The following is an 18,165-nucleotide window of genomic DNA, read 5'->3' as shown; positions in this document are numbered from 1 at the left end:
CCGATGCTGTCCTACTGCACGAACGTCCACCCGGCCGAAGACCTCGACGGGGTCCGCGCCCAGCTCGCCGAGCACGCCGAGCCGGTCCGGGAGGCGCTGGGCGCCGACGTGCTCGGCGTCGGCCTGTGGCTGGCGGCGGACCTCGCGGAGCAGCTGGCCGCGGACCCCGCCGCGCTGGGCGGGTTGCGGTCCGAACTGGACGGACGCGGGCTCGTGGTGCGCACCCTCAACGCCTTCCCGCACCGCGGGTTCCACCAGCCGGTGGTCAAGCACCGGGTGTACGAGCCGTCCTGGACCACGCCGGAACGGCTCCGCTACACGCTGCACTGCGCCGACGTCCTCGCCGCGCTGCTGCCCGAAGGCGGCCGGGGCAGCATCTCCACGCTGCCGCTCGGCTGGCGGACGCCGTGGACCGGCCACGACGAGGACGCGGCGCGGCGGAACCTGGACCGGGCCGCGCGCGGGCTCGCTCTGCTGGCGGAGCGGACGGGACGCCGGATCCGCCTGGCGGTCGAACCCGAACCCGGCTGCCGGCTGGACACCGTCGCCGACGCCCTCGCCTGGCTGCCCGGTTGCGACACCGAGCACATCGGACTGTGCCTGGACACCTGCCACCTCGCGGTGTCCTTCGCCGACCCCGCCGAGACCGTGCGCGCCATCGCGGCGAGCGGTGTCGACGTCGTCAAGGTGCAGGCCTCCGCCGCGCTGCACGTCGAGGATCCCGCCGCGGCTCGCGCCGAGCTCGCCCGCTACGCCGAACCCCGCTACCTGCACCAGGTCCGGGAACGCGGTCCCGACGGGATCAGCTGCTGCGACGACCTCCCACGGGCCTTCGACGACCTCCCCGGGGCCGGGCCGTGGCGCGTGCACTTCCACGTGCCGGTGCACTGGGCCGCCGACGGGCCGGTGCGGCCCACGACCGGGGTGCTGCGCGAGGTCCTCACCGCCCTGCCCGGTCCGCTGCCGGACGTCGAGGTGGAGACCTACACCTGGACCGTGCTGCCCGAGCCGCCCGCGGACCTGGCGGCGGGTATCGCCGCGGAACTCGCGTTCACCCGGCGGCTGATCGACGATCGGGAGGTCTCGTGAAACCCGTGCTGCTGCTCGACGTCGTGGGCCTCACGCCCGCGTTGCTCGCCCACATGCCGAACCTGCGGTCCGTCGCCGCCGACGGGTGGCAGGCCGAACTGGGCACCGTGCTGCCCGCGGTCACTTGCAGCGTGCAATCCACCTTCCTGACCGGGACGATGCCCGCCGAGCACGGGATCGTCGGCAACGGCTGGTACTTCCGGGAGCTCGGCGAGGTCCTGTTCTGGCGGCAGCACAACGGTCTCGTGCTCGGCGACAAGGTGTGGGACACCGCGCGCCGCCACCACCCCGGCTACACCGCGGCCAACGTGTGCTGGTGGTACGCGATGGGCGCGGGCACCGACCGGACCGTCACGCCCCGCCCGATCTACCACGCCGACGGGCGCAAGTCCCCGGACTGCTACACCCGGCCGCCGGAGCTGCACGACGAGCTCACCGCCGAACTCGGCACCTTCCCGCTGTTCCACTACTGGGGGCCGACCGCGGGCCTGGCCTCCTCCCGGTGGATCGCCGGCGCGGCCCGCCGCGTGCTGCGCGACCACCGGCCGGACCTGCTGCTGTGCTACGTCCCGCACCTCGACTACGACCTGCAGCGCCACGGCCCGCACGGCCCGCAGGCCCGCACCGCGGCCACCGAGGTCGACGGAGTGCTCGGCGGGCTGCTCGCCGATGCGCGCGAGGCCGGGGCGACGACGGTGGTGCTCAGCGAGTACGGCATCACCCCGGTGCACCGGCAGGTCCACCTCAACCGGGCGCTGCGCGCGGAAGGCCTGCTCGACGTGCACACCCAGGCGGGCATGGAGTACCTCGACCCGTGGGCCTCCCGCGCGTTCGCCGTCGCCGACCACCAGGTCGCGCACCTGCACATCCGCGACGAGTCCGATGTGGACCGGGTCCGCTCGCTGGTCGCCGCGCTGCCCGGCGTCGACGAGGTGCTCGACCGCGCCGCGCAGGCCCGCTACGGGCTGGACCACCCGCGCGCCGGGGACCTCGTCGCGGTCGCCGAACCCGATTCCTGGTTCACCTACTACTACTGGCTGGACCGGGACCGCGCACCCGATTTCGCCGGGGGAGTGGAGATCCACCGCAAACCCGGCTACGACCCGGCCGAACTGTTCCTCGATCCCGACGACCGGTGGGTGCGCGCCAAGGCCGCGCTGAACCTGGTGAAGAAGAAGGCCGGTCTGCGCTACGCCATGAACGTCGTCCCGCTCGACGGGCGGGCCGTCCGCGGCTCGCACGGCCGGCTGCCGGACTCCCCGGACTACGGGCCGGTGCTGCTGTGCTCCGACCCGCGCGTCCCGGCCGCCGTCGAGCGCACCGGGCGCCTCGCCGCCACCGACGTGCACGACCTGCTGCTGGAGCTGCACGGAATCCGCTGAGAACGACGCTTCGAAAGGACGAGCAATGCCGCTCACCCGCAGAACCCTGCTGCACACCACCGCCCTGCTGGCCGCCGCTGGCGCGACCGCCGCGACGGGCACCGCCGCCGCGGCCACCGGACATCCACGCGGCCGCATCCCGCACGAGTCCATCAGCATCCAGCTCTACACGCTGCGCACCCTGCTGGACGAGGACGTGCCCGGCACGCTGCGCCAGGTCGCCGACCTCGGGTACCGCAGCGTCGAGACGGCGGACCTGCACGGGCGCACCGCCGCCGAATTCCGCACGATCCTCGACGACCTCGGGCTGCGCGCCACCTCCGGGCACGTCGACCTCGACGACGGCGTGGACGCGCTCATCGAGGACGCCCACGCCCTGGGCCACCGGCAGGTCGTCGTCCCGCACGCCGTGTTCGACACGGCCGACGGCTGGCGCGTCTTCGCCGACGAGCTCAACGAAGCGGGCCGGAAGTGCCGCGCCGCCGGGCTGCGGTTCGGCTACCACAACCACGACCACGAATTCGCCCCGGTGGACGGCGTCCTCCCGTACGACGTGCTGCGGGAGCGCACCGATCGCCGGTTCGTCCACTTCGAACTCGACCTGTACTGGGCGGTGCACGCGGGCCAGGACGTGCTCGCGCTGATCGACGCCGAACGGGACCGCATCCGCCAGCTGCACGTCAAGGACCGCGCTCCCGACGGCGAGATGGCCGACCCGGGCACCGGCACCATGGACTTCCCGGCGATCTTCGCGCACGCCCGGTCGGCCTGCGAGTACATCGTCGAGCACGACCAGCCGACCGATCCGCTGCGCACCGCGGGCGTCGGCTTCGACTACCTCCGCGCGGTCCGCTGGTGACGCAGGGCGCCGGTGCCGCCGCCCGGCACCGGCGCCCCCACCGCCGTGGCGCGACGCCGACTCATTCGGGAGTTCGCCGGGCGGTGGGCCGACGAGGCCGGGAACCCGCTCGGTCACCCCGGCCGGGGCGGGTGCACCGCGTCGGCGAGGAGTTCGTAGGAGCGCCGCCGCCGCGCGTGGTCGTGCACCGGCGTGGTGATCATCAGCTCGGTGCTGCCGGTCCGCGCCGCGATGGCGAGCAGTTCCCGCCGAACGGTTCGTGGAGAGCCGACGACGAGGCCGGGGGAGCAGGACTCGACCTCCGCCCGGTCCAGTCCGGCCAGCTCCGCGACGGCCCGCTCCGGGCTCGGCAGCAGGATGCGCCGCCCGCGCCAGCGGCTGAGGGTCTTCCAACGCGTCGACCCGGCGAGCCGCTCGGCCTCGGCGTCGCTCTCCGCGCAGATCACCGCCACGCTGACCAGCCTCGCGGGCTCCGCCAGGTGCGCCGACGGACGGAACGACTCCCGGTAGACCCGCGCGGCTTCCGGCACGCCCTCCGGATCGAGGTGGTGGGCGTGCGCGCACGGCAACCCGTGCTCGGCGGCCAACCGCGCCCCGGTGTCGGACGAGCCCAGCAGCCAGATCTCCGGCCGGTTCCCGCGCGCGGGAACCGCCCGCGACTCCGGTTCGAAGCAGGACAGCAGTTCGCCGAGCGCGGCGGCGTGCGCCGGTGCCGTCGTCGCGTCCGGGGGCCGCCGCAGCGCCGCGGCCGTCGCGGGCGTACCGCCGGGAGCCCGGCCGATCCCCAGGTCGATCCGGCCCGGGTGCAGGGCGGCGAGCATGCCCCACCGCTCGGCCACCAGCAGCGGCGGATGGTTCGGCAGCAGCACCCCGCCCGCGCCGACGCGCAGCCCGTGGCGGACGCGATGGCCCCCGCCAGCACCGCGGGCTCCGCGCACGCCACGCCGCGCATCCCGTGGTGTTCGGGAACCCAGTAGCGGTGGAACCCGGCCCGATCGGCGAGCCGGGCCAGGTCCAGCGTCCGGTGCAGCGCCTCCGCCGCCGAAGAACCGTCGACGATCGGCGAGGTGTCCAGCACCGACAACGTCAGATCGCACGCCACCCGCGGGATTCTCCCCGGTGGCCCGGGGAGCCCGCCCCGCGGATCAGCGCGGCACCTGCGTCATCAGGTCACCGACCTGCTGCTGCGCCGGGATGAACAGGTCCGGGTTCATCGCGCCCAGCACGAACGCGATCCCGGCCAGCACGCCCAGGACCAGTCCGATGATGGCCATGATGAGACCCGCCGTGGCCACGCCCTTGCCGGTGCGCTCGCGCTGCATGCCGTCCTTGCGCCCGAGGATGCCGAGCACGATGCCGACGATCCCGAACACGATCGCCAGCGGCGCCAGCACGCCGGTCAGCCCGCAGAGCAGCGCCAGCAACCCGAGCACGAGGCCGAACACGGCCATCGGACTGGTCTTGGCCCTGGGCATCTCGGTGGGGGTGCCCGTCGTCCACGAAGTTCCCCGCTCGGGCTGCTGCCCGGTGTCGGTCTGCCGCGGATCGACCTGGCTCGCACCGGGGTGCTGCGCTTCGGCCTCCGGGGCGCCGGTCCGGCCGGAGCCGGTCTGCCGCCGCACCTGCCGCGGGTCGGTCTGCCGTTCCACGTCGTGCGAGTCGTACGAGTGCGCCATGGCGGTTCCTCTTTCCCCCGCGCGGATCTCCGGTGGAGGACCAGGCTCGCCGACACCGTTCGCGGGCTGCGGACGCCGCTCGTGCCTCCTCGCGGTGCGGGCCGGAGCCCGTCCGCCTCCCCGGCGAGCACCTCGGGCGGTCTGCCCTCCCGAGGTCTGGCCTCACCGTGCGGGTGCCCCGCCCGCCAGGGCGGGCAAACCCCCGCCCCCTCGGCGACCCGGCGCCGCGAGCACCGCCCGCTCCGGTTCCTCCCGCGGATCAGCGCCCGGGTCGATCACCGGGGCAGAACGTTCTCGGCGGGCGAAGGGGAAATGCCCGTGCCCGATCGTGCCGATTCGCGGGAGGACCGCATTCCGGGCGGTCGGAACGGGACGATCGCGCATTGCGCTGATCGGCTCAGCGCCACCGCGGCTTTCGCCGGAATCGTCGGCACGCGAACTGGTGCGCACCCGTTCTACCTGCGGTTCGAGCAGCGCGGATGCTCGTTCGAAGGCGTCGGTCGCGGTTCTGCGTTGCGCGGGGGAATCGTCGGAGACCCTTCGTAGGGTTCGCGCATGACAGCAGTCCAGACGTATTCCTACGTGCGGCCGTCGGCCGTGCGCGGATCCGGTTCCGGCCGGGCGCTCGCGCTGGAGACCTCCGGCGGTTCCACACCGAGCGGGGACGTCGCCCACCCGGTGTTCTTCCGCGGTTTCCTGACGGCGCCGCTCGCCGCCGCGGCAGGCGTGCTGGCGGTCGCGGAGGTGGCGCAGGCCCGCTACGTCCGCCACGACGCCGCGCGGTCCCGGGACCCGGTGGTGACCGCGAACGGGGACCGGTTGCGGGTGGAGTCCTTCTCCGGCTGCGGCGGCGTGTACGCGCGCCTCGACGTGCTGGCTCCGGGGCTCGACGGCGACGAGATCGGCCACGGCACCACGAACGTCGACGTCAACCCGGCGTTGCAGCGGGCGCTCGCCACGCTCGGCGGTCTGGACCCGCTGCACCTGGCGATCGGCCCGGACGAGCTGGCGGTGCGCACCTTCGACGGCCGGTTCGTGGAGAAGCGGGTCCCGCTGCCCGAGCGCTGGTTGCGCGGTTTCGCCGAAGCCCAGGTGCTCGGCGCGGGTTTCGAGCTGCGTGCCGAGGTGCCCGCGGCGGAAGCGGCGGCCCTGCTGCGGACGCTGCCCCGGCCGAACCCGTCCGCCGGCGCCCGCGGCACGCGGTGGGTGCTGCCGGTGGGCGGCGCGCTGCGGCCCGTCACCCGGCCGGTGCCGGGCGCGATCCCGCTGCCCGGTCCGGAGCGGTTGCACGCGGTGCGGCACGTGCTGCCGCACGCCGTCGCGCTGCGCGCGTACTCCCCGGCGGCCGAGGAGAGCACCGCGGTGGCGTGGGAGGTGGAGCTGCCGCACCTGCGGCTCACCCTGATGCTCTCGCCGGAACCCGGGCGCGGGTTCTCCGGCGAAGGCGGCGTGCTCGACGATCTCGCGACGGGCAGCGCCGAGGCCGACGCCGACCTGATCTCCGCGCTGCTGGCGTGGGAGCCGACGATCGACGTGCCCGAACTGGCCCGGCAGGCGGACCTGCCGCCGGAACGGGTGCGCGCCGCGCTGACCGTGCTCGGCACCTCCGGGCAGGTCGGCTACGACCTCGCCGAGCAGGCGTACTTCCACCGCTGCCTGCCGTTCTCGGCGGGTGCCGTCGAGACCCGCAACCCCCGGCTGCGGCGGGCGCGGGCGCTGATCGCCGAGGGCCTGGTCCGGCGCGACCGCGAGATCTTCCAGGTGGGCACGCCCGCCCGGGCCCAGCTGGTCCGAGCGGACGGCGCGGGGGCGCTGAGCTGCACCTGCCCGTGGTGGGCGAGGTACCGCGGCGGACGGGGGCCGTGCGCGCACGTGCTCGCCACCCGCATGTTCCAGGAGGTCGCGAAGTGACGTTGCTCGAACTGGTGGAGGCGGCCGACTGCGACGGGGTGATCGAGGCCCTGCCCGGGTTGCCGCCCGAGGAGCGCGACGCCGAATGCGGCGAACGGCTGTTCGCGGCGCGACGCGCGCGGTCGGACGAGTGGACGTTCGCGCAGAAGTGGGCCTGGCTCGCGGCGACGCTGGGCTGCGCGATCAGCCCGGCGGAGGCCGCGGAGCAGCTCATCAGGTTCCGCGGCACCACAACCGACCGGAGCGGGCAGCTCAGCGGTGCCGTCGACGTGCACCCGGTCGCCTGGCGGATCGAACTGGTGGCACGGATCCGGGACGCCGTGCCCGACGAGGGGTACTCGTGCTGTTTCCGGCTCGTCGAGCACATCGCCCGCGGAACCGGGGCGCCGATGCCGGACCGCGACGTGTTCCTCCGCGCGTGGCTGTTCAACCACTTCGGGCACTACCGGCGCGTAGGCAGCTCCCGCTTCGACCCGGCGGACGTCGAGCGGCTGCGTGCGGACCCGCTCACCCCGGTGTTCCTGCCCCTGGCCCTGGAACGGCCCGGAGTGCCGGTGCGGTCTTGGCTGCTGCCGTTCGTCCAGCTCGCCGAGGACGGGCTGCTGGAGCGGCGGGCGCTGCTGCGGCGGGTCGTGGCGGAGGTGCGGCAGGACGGCAGGGTTCCCTTCGGCCACGCGCAGGAGTGGGAGCTGCTCGCCCCCACCCGGGAAGAGCGGGCCGAACTGGCCGACGACCTCGCCGCGATCGTCGAGGCCCAGCTGACCCGCCTGCACCAGGACGGCACCCGGAAGACCACCGAGCCGACGCGGGACTACCTGCGCGTGCTGCTCGCCGACCCCGCGGACAACGTCCGGTACGTCCGGGACCACCTCGCGCTGCTGGACAAGTCGTTGCCGGTGGCCGCGCTCGCCCAGGAGCAGCTGGTCGAGGTCGACCGGGTGGAACCGCTGGAACCGGAGCTCGTCTCCGACGCGTCCGCGCGGATCCTGCTGCGGGAGGAGAAGAAGCTGGTCCGCACCCAGCTGTCCTGGCTCGACCGGCTGGCGAAGGGGGATCCCGCCCGCGCGGACCGCGTGGTGCTCGACGCCGCGCTGGCCTTCGACAACCGGGAGGTGGTGCTGCAGGAGCGCGCGCTCCACGTGATCGCCCGGCACCTGCGGTCCGCGGGGGACGACGTGCTGCCCCGGCTGCGCACCTCGGCCGCGCGGCTGCACGCGAGCCTCGCACCGCGTGCCGCGGAAGTCCTCGGCAGCGAGGAAGCGGGCGGCACCTGCGTCGAGGCGCTTCCGCCCGCTCCGCAACCGGAACCGGTACCGGGTCCGATCGAGACGGTGGTCGAGGTCGCGCAGGAGGTGGCGGTGGCCATCGCCGACGACTGGGAACCGATCGGTTTCGAACGCGCCCTCGACGGCGTGGTCCGCCACGCCGCGCTCGACCGGGCCGGGCTCACCGAGGCGCTGCGCCCGGTCGCCCGCAAGGAGCCGCGCGGGCTCTACGGGCAGGGGCCGTACCTGTTCGACGTCGTGCGGACGCTGCGCGGTGACGAGCCGCGGGAGTTCGCTCTCACCGGTGCGATCTGGAACCGGTACCGGCGGGACGAGGCCGTGCTGTCACCGCCGGAGTCCATGTTGGACGCGCGGATGCTGGAGGTGCTGCGCATCGTCGAGTCCGGCTCGCAGCCGTTCCTGCTCGCCACGCCCACGTGGTCCACGGGCGCTCTCGACGCGGACGCGCTGGTGGAGCGGATCGCGGTGTTCGAGGAGCACGGGGTGTTGGCGGCCGAGCACGACTTCGCCCAAGCGCTGCTGCGGGTCGACCCGGCCCCCGGCGAGCGGGTCGTGCGCGCCGCCGAGGCGTTGCGCTCCGAACCGGGGCGGCGGCTCGCGCGGTGGCTGCGCGGCGGCGGCCTGCCGCACCAGGACTCCACCCCCGCCGGCTGGGCGGAACCGGCCGCGCACCGCGACGCGTTGTGCCGACCGGCGCACCCCGGCCCGGGGATCGAGCTGCCGCTGCCGCCCGCGGCCGGAGACCTGGTCGGCGACGCGCAGCGGGAGCGGGTGCGCTGCGTGCTGGACCCCTTCTGGCTCGCGCAGCTGCCGCACCACCGCGACGAGGTGGTGGCCCGCGACATCAACACCGCGTTCGTGCGGGGGTGGGGCAACGAGCGGTTCCTGCCGCACCTCGCCGCCGCGGGCGGCCCTGCGGGATTCGCCGTGCACCGCCTGCTGGCCGGCGAGATCGGCAGCTGCCGTCCTGCCCTGCGCGACCTCGTGCTCGACTCGTTCCTGGTGCTGGCCGCCCGCGGGCAGCTGGACACCGGACTGCTCGGCGAGCAGCTCGGGGCGATGTTGAGCGGGGGCAGGATGAAGGTGAGCGACGTGCACGCCACGCTCCAGGCCGCGGCCGACACCGGTGCCTACCGCACCACCTGGTCCGTGCTCGCCGCGGCGCTGCCCGGGCTGCTCGGCGGCGACATCCCCCGCGATTCGGCACGCCTGCTCGCGCTCGCCACCGAATGCGCCGCGCGCTGCGGCGCCACGGGCGAGATCCCGGCCGTCGCGGAGGTCGCCGCCCGCAAGGGGCCCACCCAGCTGGTGAAGAGCGCCCGCGCCCTGCGGGACGCGCTGGCCTAGCACCGCGTTCTTCGGCGGGCCTGCCTCCGGGGCCCGCCGAAGAACGCGGCACCGCCTCCGGCAATGCCCGGCGCAGGATGTTCCTCGCCGGGCCGGGTGCGCACCGCAAGGCAGCGGAGATCGCCGTTGATCACCCCGCCGGGACGAGCGTGGCCTGCCGAGCGAACCCGGCGCACGACCGACGGCGGCCCGGGCCCGCGAATCGTCCGGCGTGGGCCCCCGCGGGCCGGGGCCCACTCGCCGACCGGGGCGTGGTCCGTCGAGGACGTGCGCGGCGAGCGCGTCGAGCATCCGGTGGTCCGCCTCCTGCGAGCGCATCTCGTCCGGAGTCCCGGGGTAGGTGTCGAACAGGACGTGCGTCGCGCCGAGCTCCGCGAGCCCGCCGAGGTCCCGGCGAACCTGGTCCAGCGTGCCCTGCCCGGCCAGGCGCGTGTCGTCGTCCAGCGCGGAATCGGTGAGCAGCAGGGGAAGCCGCGGCGCGAAGCCGGGCGCCGCGCGACCGGCGTCCTCGGCGGCGCGCAGCAGCGCGGGCACGCCCTGGTCGCGCAGCCACGCGACCCGCTGGTTGAACGGGTGCCACGCGTCGCCGAACCGCACCGCCCGGCGGATCGCCGCGTGCCCGTTGCCGCCCACCCACAACGGGGGACGGCGGGTCGGGAGCGGGCCGGTGGACACCTCGTCGAAGGACACGAACTCACCGTGGAACGACAGCGTCTCCTCGGTCCACGCCCGCGTCAGGACCTCCAGGTACTCGTCGGTCATCCGGCCGCGGCGCTCGAAGGGCAGCCCCAGCGCCTCGAACTCCTGGCGCGCCCAGCCGATCCCGGCCCCGAACAGGAACCGCCCGCCGCTGAACCGGTCGATGTTGGCGGTGACGCGGGCGGTGTGCAGCGGGTGGCGGTACGGCACGATCGCGACCGTCGTGCCGAGCTCGATCCGCTCGGTCTGCCCGGCGAGCCAGGCGAGCGTGGTGAACGGGTCGTAGAACGGCGCCGGGTACGGTCCGGCCGCGTCCGGCGTGACCGCGACGTGGTCGGAGATCATCGCGAAGTCGAACCCGCGGTCCTCCGCGTACCGGGTCCAGCCCAGCAGCGTCGACGGGTCCGTGCCCGGCCCGAAGTTCAGTACGTTGACGCCGAATCGCACCCGTGGCTCCTCGTCCTCGTGGCTCTCCCTGCGTCCCCAAAGCTGTCTTCCCCGCGCGATTCCGTCCAGCAGCCGCCCGGCCGGTGTGCGGTGGCCGGGCGGCTCGTGCGTCACCCGGACCTCCTCCGGGCCGGTCGCGGGTGGTCGGTCGCGGCGTCCCCAGGCCCTGAATCAGCTGGGTGAGGCCCGAATCCGCTGTCCCCGCCCACCCGGCGTCGCGCTGGAAGCTCCCGCACGGACGAGGAGGGGGCCGGGTCGGAGGAATTCCTCCCGGAGCGTGGTCACGCACCTGCTGTGGCGGGGCCGAACCACTTGGTCAGGGCCTCGCGGAGGGATCGGGCGTCCGGTCGGGCGTCGTTCGACGCCCAGGCCGTGTAGCCGTCCGGGCGGAGGAGCATCGCGGTGGTCGAGGTGTCGGCGCGACCGGTGACGACCTGCACCCGGTCCCGCCAGCCGGACAGCGCGTCGACGAGCGAGCCGGTCGTGTCCAGCAGGAGCGGCCGGGCACCCGCGGTCAGCTCCGCCAGCCGGACGGATCCGCCGGCGGTGTCGAGCCGCAGGTCCGGCGCCCACCGGCCGACCAGCGGGTGCTCGGCGTCGGTGCCCATCTCGTAGCGGACGTCCGCGCCGGACATCAGGTCCGCGATGTGCTGCACGTTGCGCGGCTCGTGGAGGAGTTCGCCGAACAGCTCCCGCAGCGCGCTGATCTCGTCGCCGGGGGAGAGCAGCGCGGACTGGGCCCGGGTGTGCATGACGACCCGCCGGGCCACCGTTCGCCGTTCGGTTTCGTAGCTGTCCAGCAGCCCGGACGGGGCCCAGCCGTGCAGTTCGGCGGCGAGCTTCCAACCGAGGTTCACGGCGTCCTGCAGCCCGAGGTTCAGCCCGGGGCCGCCGATCGCCGAGTGCACGTGGGCCGCGTCGCCGACCAGCAGCACCCGGCGGTCCCGGAACCGGTCGGCCAGCCGGGTGTTGCCGCTGGTCAACCGGCGCAACTGGTGCGGGCCGTCGCCCGCGGGCGGGCCGAGCGGCAGGTCGGCGCCGAGCACGCGGCTCGCGCTCGCGCGCAGCTCGTCCACCGTCATCGGCTGGTCGGCGGGGTTCGCCGACCATTCCATCGTGGACACCAGCGGTGCTCCCCCGGGGAACGGGGCGTAGGCGAGCACGCCGCGCTCGGTGCGGTGGTGGATGAACGGTGGTACGAAGCCGTGCCCGGGCACGTTCAGGCCGAGCGTCGCCGGGTCCACCAGCGAGGGCGGGACGGTGACGTGTGCCAGGCGGGAGACCACGTCGTCCTTGGTGGCGCCGGGGAAGCCGATGCCGGAGAGCTTGCGCGTCTGGCTGCGCCCACCGTCCGCGCCGACCAGGTAGCGGGCCCGCAACCGATGTGCTCCGTCCGGCCCGACGACGTCGATGGCGACGGAATCGGTGTCCTGGGCCAGCCCGACGAGTTCGTGCCCGCGACGGATCTCCGCGCCGAGTTCGACGGCGCGCTCCTCCAGCACCTGCTCGATCCGGCGTTGCGGCACGCCCAGCGCGTACATCGGGTTGTCGTCGAGGTCCTCCAGCTCGAGCCGCATCGCGCCGAAGACGAAGGCGGGGATCGGTTGCGGCGGGCCGGAACTCCCGCTGAGGCGCTCGTACAGGCCCCGGCGGTCGAGCATCCGCACCACTTGGCCGACCAGTCCGTTGGCGCGGTGCTCCGCCGTCCGCTCCGGCAGGCGTTCGAGCACCAGCGGCCGGATCCCGGCCAAGCTCAGCTCGCAGGCCAGCATCAGCCCGTTCGGCCCGGCGCCTGCGATGACGACATCGGTGGTCACGGATTTCTCCTCGCTGCCGCGGGAAAACGACGCGCTGGACCGCGTCGTCCGGTGGTGGTCGGGACTACGGCACGGGCAACCCCGCGGCGAGCTGCCGCAGCGCGTCGCGCAGCACCGGTGCCAGCGGAGTGGGCTCGGCGGCCCTCAGCCAGTGCTCGGTGGCGACCGCGATCGCAGCCCCCACCGCTCCGGCCACGAGCCGCGGATGCAGGTCGCGGGCCGGATCGGTGCCGGTGCGTTCGGCGACGGCGGCGGCGAGCTCGGCCTCAGCCGCGACGTTGGCCTTCATGAACTCGCCCTGCAACGCTGGTTCCGAGATCATCAAGCGCACGCCGTCGAGCCACTGCTGCTCCGGTTCGCGCTCGCCGGCGCCCTGTCCCAGCGCGAACCGGGCCAACGCGGCGTTGGTGATGGCCGTCCACAACGGCTCGGACGCGGGCCGCGCCCGCAGCTCCACCGCGATCTGGCGGGCCCGCTCCAGGTGCCGCGCGGCGATCGCCTCGCCCTTGCCGGCGAAGTAGTTGTTGAAGGTGCGCGGGGAGACGCCGACCTCGGCGGCGATGTCCTCCACCCGCACGTTCTCCAGCCCGCGCTCCACCGCGAGCCGGATGGCCGCCCAGCTCAGCGCGAGCCGCGTCTCCTGCTTCTTGCGCTCGCGCAGCCCGCTCCGCTCACCGTCCACGCCGCCCACCGTACCGCCAACTTGCGCACCACGCAAAAATGCGCAACCAGAAAAATTGCCCTGCCCCTGTCGTGTCCCGTTACGACGTGCCGGAACCGTGCTCGACGCAGCGCGGGAATCTTCAGAGCCGCAGAGAGCGCACGACACGTGCCGACGCCACCGCTGGGTTGCGGCGCATCCGCCACGAGGGCCAACGGCAGCTCACCCGAGACGAGATCCACCAACTCGTCACCCGGATCGGTGATCCACACGAGCTGCTCCGCAACGCGGACAACGACGACAAGGCCGACCTCTACGGCAACCTCGGCCTCCGCCTCACCTATCATCCCCACAACGACGAAGTCCGGGTCGAGATGACTCTCGACCCGGACTCGTTGGGGTATTGGTGCGTGTCCGAGGGGGGACTCAAGTCTCGCTGCGTAGCGGATTCGCGCAATGCGCGTCTCCATGCGGCGATCGTAACCTCTCTTGCTGCCGTTCCCAGCTCGACCTGCATAGCGGGCCACGTAGCCGGATCCCGCCCGCATCCTGCTCGAGCGCTAGATCGCCCCGAAGGGAGTTCAACGGTTGGGAGGGCGCTGATGTGTGGCTGGCGCCGGCTTTCCCGCGGAGGCGGCGAAATCCCTGTCGGACTCGGGGGGACGAGAGGTGCTGGTTGGTGCGCCGTCATGGTCGAGGTCGCGTGCTCGTAGGGCGGTTGCGGTGCGGTGGCCGACGTTTTCGGTTAGCGGGCGCGGTATGAGGGTGTCTTGTGCTGGCTCGTTGCCGGTGGTGGCGGCGATGTGTCCGGGCGGAAGCGTCTGGGCAGTCGGGGGCGCGCCCCGACATGTCGCTGCGGGTGGTGGGTGGACAAATCAGGGCATCTTTCGCAGGGGCATCGGGATTACGGGTGGTGGATCCCATTCCGTGGTCGTCGGTCGGTAGAGCCTGAGCATCAGCCGGAACGGACCCGCGGGCACTGGAAGCCAGTTCGCCGTCGTGTCAGGTCGCGCGGCGCCGAGCTCGATGGTCAGCGATCCGTCCGGGCGGTACGTGAGCCGGGGTGTGCGGTCGCTGATGGCGTACCGGCCGGTCCCGTTGGCCACCAGCAGGCCTTTCGCGTGGTACGCGGTCAGGGACCAGAACGCGTGGGCCGGGGGCAGTGATCCCGCCTCGAAGGTCAGCCGGTAATCGTGCACGCTGCCGTCGAGGAGGTCTCCGTTGGAGTCGACTTCGCACACCGGGTACAGCGCTTCGGCGACGGGGTTGATGAAGATCTGCGAGTGGGCCACGGCGGCCCGCACAAGGTGGTCTCCGTCGAAATCGGTTCCGTTGTCGTTGATCGCCCAGCCGTTGGCGGGTCGGCTGAGTCCGCGCACGTGTTCACGGATGTCCTGCATCCCGTGCTTGAGTCCGTCGGCGGATTCCGGTGGCGAGGGGCTGTCCAGCAGCCGCAACCGGGTCAGTGTCCGGCGGAGGGGGCCGTCGAGGAGCGCGGGGTCGGCGTCGTCCAGAACCTGCCGCAGCGCGCGGGCGAAAGCTTCGGGAACCGTCGTCTCGTCTTCGCGGGACAAGTGGGCGAGGGCCAGGTCCCCGGTGGGTGGCGGCGCCTCGCCGACGGGCAGGCGCTGCAGCTCGATCGCGTCCTGCAACCGATGCGTGGCGGCGAGGTCGGCGTCCGACGCCTCCGGCTCGACCAAGATCCGCCCGACGACCATGACGTAGCGCCACGAGGTGTGCAGGCTGACCTCGTCCGCGGTGACTTCGAGCCGGTCCGGTCCGCCTGCGATCGAGACCACGGGCAGGTGTTCGCCCACCGGCGGTGCGCTGACCGTGATCGGAGTGCTGGTGTCGGGCAGGGCGAGTTGGAAGCTCGCGTATCCGGGGCCGAAGTCCGGGAATCGCAGGGTGAAGCGGTTGTGCCGGACGTCCAGCCAGGCCACCGAGTAGAGGGTGTCGACGTTGGGCGCGACGCCGGCGGTCAGCGTCGGATCGGAAAGCCGGCGCTGGTGTCCGAAGGTGTTCAGCGGAGCACCCGCGGAGTTGAGGGGTCGCTTCGCGGTCGGGTCCAGCGGCTGGGTGAAGTTGAGGCGCACCCGCTGGGCGAAGACGAGGGGATAGGCCCACACCTGGACCGCCCGCGCGGCCTCGGCCAGGTTCATCGTTCGATCGCCGGACACGCCGCTCCCTACTGAGCTGAAGTCGGTTCAATTAGCATAGTCGAACCACGGCCCTCAGGGGCGAGAGGGAGCTGTCCTAAAAAAGACGCGCACGTGAGGATGGGTGGGACATGGGTCCGCTCGGCTATGACACGAACGATCTGCCCCAGGTCAGGAGATCCGCGAGTGACGACATCACTCCCGCAGAGCAGGGGAGTCGCACGTCCTGGATCGAGGTGCTGGGCGTGCAGGCCACGATCTACGCCACACCCGCCGTGCTGCAGTACGCGCAGATGTCGGAGCAGGTGCTGCGTCCGGGCGCAGCGGGACGAATGGCCTCGTTCGCTCACGAGCGCATTCCGGCCGGCCCTGAGTTCCAGGCGTTCCGGGCGCCCAATGTGGACACTCTCTACTCCAACGCGTGGGTGCGCCTGGGTGCGGAGCCGGTCGAGCTTCGGCTCCCGGACTTCGGAGACCGCTACTTCACCGTTCAGGTGGTCGACGCCTACAGCAACTCCATCAACATCAGCGCCCGGACCTTCGGCAGCGCCGCGGCCCGCTACTGGCTGGTTCCGCCCGGCTGGTCGGGAGAAGCGCCCGACGACGTCGCGGTCGTGCGGGTGGCGACCACCATCATCTGGTTGTTGCTGCGGATCCAGGTGCTGGACGGTGACCTCGACGTGGTCCACGAGCTGCAGGACCAGGTCGGGTTGACAGGCGGCGAACCCGGTGACGGTCTTGGTCCCGTTGTGGGTGCCGATGAGGTGGAGGAGGACTGGCGCGCCTTCTTCCGGGCGTTCGACGCGGTGCTGCGCCTCAACTCCTTCCCGCGTGACGAATGGGTCCACGTGCGGCAGTTCCGGGGGCTGGAGCTGCTCGGGCCGAGGCCCTGGGATCCGGACGTGCTCGACCCGGCAACAGCGGGGGCGCTGGAGCGTTCCTTCGCGACCGCCCAGTCCCTGCTCCGCTCCTCACGTCCGCAGTTGGGCGTGGCCACCGGCACGGGCTGGACGCGGGTCCTCGACAAGGGGGCGCACGGGCACAACTTCCTCGCTCGCGCGGTGATGAACCACGTCGGTCTCGGCGCGAACGTCGCGGAGGAGAACACGTCGTTCAACACGCACGTGGACTCCACCGGGCAGCGGTTGGCCGGGCGCAACGGGCCGTACACCCTCGAATTCGCCGAGCAGCCACCGCAGATCGCGTTCTGGAGCGTGACCCTCTACCGCGCAGAAACGGGACGGCTGCACGCGAACTCCGCGCATCGCCACGCTTTGGGCAGTGCGGCGCTCGGTGACGAGGGACCGGCGCGGCTGGTGATCAGCCACGCCGATCCCGGCGCCGCGAACTGGCTTCCGTGTCCGGAAGGCGAGTTCTACCTGATCCTGCGCATCTATTCGCCGGGGCAGGAGGTCGTCGCGGGGTCCTGGCTGCCCGCTCCGGTGCGTCGAGGAGTGGGCGCGTCGGACCGCCTATGACCGGACCGGTCGGGGTTCCGGCTCGTCGGCGGCCGGTTCCCCCGTCATGTCCTCGCGCGAGGTCTCGTGCATCGTCGCGACGACGACCAGGCCCACCAGCGCGGCGAACACCGCGTAGAACGCCGGGGAGATCGTGAGTCCGGTGACCTTGACCAGTCCGGTCGCGATCAGCGATACGAGCCCCGTGCCGATGACACCGCCGATGTTGAACCCGAGCGAGATCCCGGTGTAGCGCACCCTGGTCGGGAAGAGCTCGCTGTACTGCGTGTAGACCACGCCCTGCTGGATGCTGAACGGGATGTTCAGGACCAGGGCCGCGACGATGGCCAGCAGGAGCGAACCTTGCTGCATGACCCAGAAGCAGGGGATCGCGAGCAGGACGAACCCCATCATCGCGCCCGCCAGGACACGACGTCGACCGAGGCGGTCGCTCAGAGCACCTGCCCACGGGATGGCCGCCAACGGCATGAGCACGATCAGGACGATCAGCCACAGCGACCCGGTCAGCGGGTAGTTCAGGACCGCCGAGAGGTGGACGAGCAAGTAGACCGACGCGATCCCGCCGGTGGTCATGGTCGAGTAAGCGATGCCGATGACCCGGAGGACGGAGGCCTTGTGCGTCCGGAGGACTTCGAGCACGGGCGCTTTGGGAGCAGCGGACTTCTTGGCCATCTGCACGAACATCGGGGAGTCCTCGACCCGCATCCGGTAGACCACGGCGGCTGCCAGGAGCGGCGCGGCTACGAGGAACGGTACGCGCCAGCCCCAGTCGGCCATCTGCTGCGTGGACGTGAGGGCGCTCAGGATCGCAACGGTTCCCGCGGCACTCGCGATGCCGAGTGACACTCCGATCGAGGTCGCGGAACCGAACAGGCCGCGCCGCCGGGAGGGGGCCGATTCGGTGGACAGCGAGGCGGCCCCGCCGATCTCGCCTCCGGCGGCGAGCCCTTGGACGATGCGCAGGAGCGTCAGGAGGATGGGGGCCCAGATGCCGATCGAGGCGTAGGTCGGCAGGATTCCGGTCAGCATCGTGGCGGTCCCCATCACCGCGACGGTGGCCATGAGCACGGCCTTGCGGCCGCGCCGGTCACCGATGCGGCCGAAGATCAACCCGCCGATGGGCCGGGCCAGTGCCCCGGTGGCGACCACCCCCAGTGTTCCGAGCAGTCCGACGAGGCTGTCACCGGCGGGGAAGAAGAGCGGTGCCAGGACGACCGCGAGGTAGCCGTAGATGGCGAAGTCGTAGTACTCGATGGCCGTTCCGGCTGACGCTGCCACGCTGGCGCGGCGGGCCAGGCGGTCGCGATCGCGCATTGCTTGTGTCGACATCGGCGCTCCTTTGCGCTCTGCAACG

Annotated in this window: 12 protein-coding genes and 2 pseudogenes; 6 read left to right on the top strand and 8 right to left on the bottom strand. The window is 72.9% G+C overall.

What is annotated here, in order from left to right; genetic code table 11:
- The first annotated feature begins 3 nt into the window (after positions 1-3).
- Genes eboE through H1226_RS16040 form a run of 3 tightly spaced genes read left to right on the top strand, consistent with a single transcriptional unit; the run spans position 4 to position 3,330 of the window.
- Positions 4-1,089, top strand: coding sequence for a metabolite traffic protein EboE (gene eboE / locus H1226_RS16050; RefSeq protein WP_258341447.1), 1,086 nt, complete (start codon positions 4-6; stop codon positions 1,087-1,089).
- Positions 1,086-2,471 carry an alkaline phosphatase family protein gene (locus tag H1226_RS16045; protein WP_258341446.1) on the top strand — a complete coding sequence of 462 codons (1,386 nt, stop codon included), beginning with the start codon at positions 1,086-1,088 and terminating at the stop codon, positions 2,469-2,471. Before eboE ends, H1226_RS16045 begins: the two co-directional genes overlap by 4 nt.
- Positions 2,472-2,496: 25 nt before the next feature.
- On the top strand, positions 2,497-3,330 hold the full coding sequence (locus H1226_RS16040) for a sugar phosphate isomerase/epimerase family protein (protein WP_258341445.1): 834 nt from the start codon (positions 2,497-2,499) through the stop codon (positions 3,328-3,330).
- A gap of 113 nt (positions 3,331-3,443) precedes the next feature.
- Here the strand turns inward: H1226_RS16040 and H1226_RS16035 are convergent, their stop codons facing one another.
- The 3 genes and pseudogenes from H1226_RS16035 to H1226_RS16030 form a co-directional block, all read right to left on the bottom strand.
- Complete coding sequence (locus H1226_RS16035; protein WP_309148734.1) at positions 3,444-4,268, bottom strand: MsnO8 family LLM class oxidoreductase; 825 nt, start codon at positions 4,266-4,268, stop codon at positions 3,444-3,446.
- 14 nt (positions 4,269-4,282) lie between these two features.
- Positions 4,283-4,408 (bottom strand): annotated as a pseudogene (locus H1226_RS28175) (LLM class flavin-dependent oxidoreductase); the annotation flags it as partial.
- Positions 4,409-4,475: 67 nt separating this feature from the next.
- The gene (locus H1226_RS16030) at positions 4,476-5,006 is read right to left on the bottom strand and encodes a DUF4190 domain-containing protein (RefSeq protein ID WP_258341444.1); all 531 of its coding nucleotides are present in this window, start codon (positions 5,004-5,006) and stop codon (positions 4,476-4,478) included.
- 555 nt (positions 5,007-5,561) lie between these two features.
- Here H1226_RS16030 and H1226_RS16025 point away from each other — a divergent pair.
- Both H1226_RS16025 and H1226_RS16020 read left to right on the top strand, forming a co-directional pair.
- Positions 5,562-6,917: an SWIM zinc finger family protein gene (locus H1226_RS16025; RefSeq protein ID WP_258341443.1), complete on the top strand. Its 1,356-nt coding sequence runs from the start codon at positions 5,562-5,564 to the stop codon at positions 6,915-6,917.
- Complete coding sequence (locus tag H1226_RS16020) at positions 6,914-9,550, top strand: DUF6493 family protein (protein WP_258341442.1); 2,637 nt, start codon at positions 6,914-6,916, stop codon at positions 9,548-9,550. The genes H1226_RS16025 and H1226_RS16020 overlap by 4 nt, the downstream gene beginning before the upstream one ends.
- A 402-nt stretch (positions 9,551-9,952) precedes the next feature.
- Here H1226_RS16020 and H1226_RS16015 read toward each other — a convergent pair.
- The 4 genes and pseudogenes from H1226_RS16015 to H1226_RS16000 form a co-directional block, all read right to left on the bottom strand.
- A pseudogene (locus tag H1226_RS16015) lies at positions 9,953-10,696 on the bottom strand (TIGR03619 family F420-dependent LLM class oxidoreductase); the annotation flags it as partial.
- 281 nt (positions 10,697-10,977) lie between these two features.
- Complete coding sequence (locus H1226_RS16010; RefSeq protein WP_258341441.1) at positions 10,978-12,513, bottom strand: FAD-dependent monooxygenase; 1,536 nt, start codon at positions 12,511-12,513, stop codon at positions 10,978-10,980.
- A gap of 64 nt (positions 12,514-12,577) precedes the next feature.
- A complete protein-coding gene (locus tag H1226_RS16005; protein WP_258341440.1) occupies positions 12,578-13,195 on the bottom strand; it encodes an acyl-CoA-like ligand-binding transcription factor in 618 nt (205 codons plus the stop codon).
- Positions 13,196-14,049: 854 nt separating this feature from the next.
- Positions 14,050-15,354, bottom strand: coding sequence for a DUF1214 domain-containing protein (locus H1226_RS16000; protein ID WP_258341439.1), 1,305 nt, complete (start codon positions 15,352-15,354; stop codon positions 14,050-14,052).
- 110 nt (positions 15,355-15,464) lie between these two features.
- Here H1226_RS16000 and H1226_RS15995 point away from each other — a divergent pair, with 110 nt between their 5' ends.
- Positions 15,465-16,811 carry a DUF1254 domain-containing protein gene (locus tag H1226_RS15995; protein ID WP_258341438.1) on the top strand — a complete coding sequence of 449 codons (1,347 nt, stop codon included), beginning with the start codon at positions 15,465-15,467 and terminating at the stop codon, positions 16,809-16,811.
- On the opposite strand, the gene H1226_RS15990 is transcribed toward H1226_RS15995, so the two are convergent.
- On the bottom strand, positions 16,806-18,140 hold the full coding sequence (locus H1226_RS15990; protein ID WP_258341437.1) for an MFS transporter: 1,335 nt from the start codon (positions 18,138-18,140) through the stop codon (positions 16,806-16,808). The genes H1226_RS15995 and H1226_RS15990 overlap by 6 nt on opposite strands.
- Between the last annotated feature and the right edge of the window lie 25 nt (positions 18,141-18,165).

The sequence above is a fragment of the Saccharopolyspora gregorii genome, from assembly GCF_024734405.1.
Classification (GTDB): domain Bacteria; phylum Actinomycetota; class Actinomycetes; order Mycobacteriales; family Pseudonocardiaceae; genus Saccharopolyspora_C; species Saccharopolyspora_C gregorii.
Note: the sequence above shows the minus strand (reverse complement) of the source record. Positions and strands in the feature narration are given on the sequence as shown.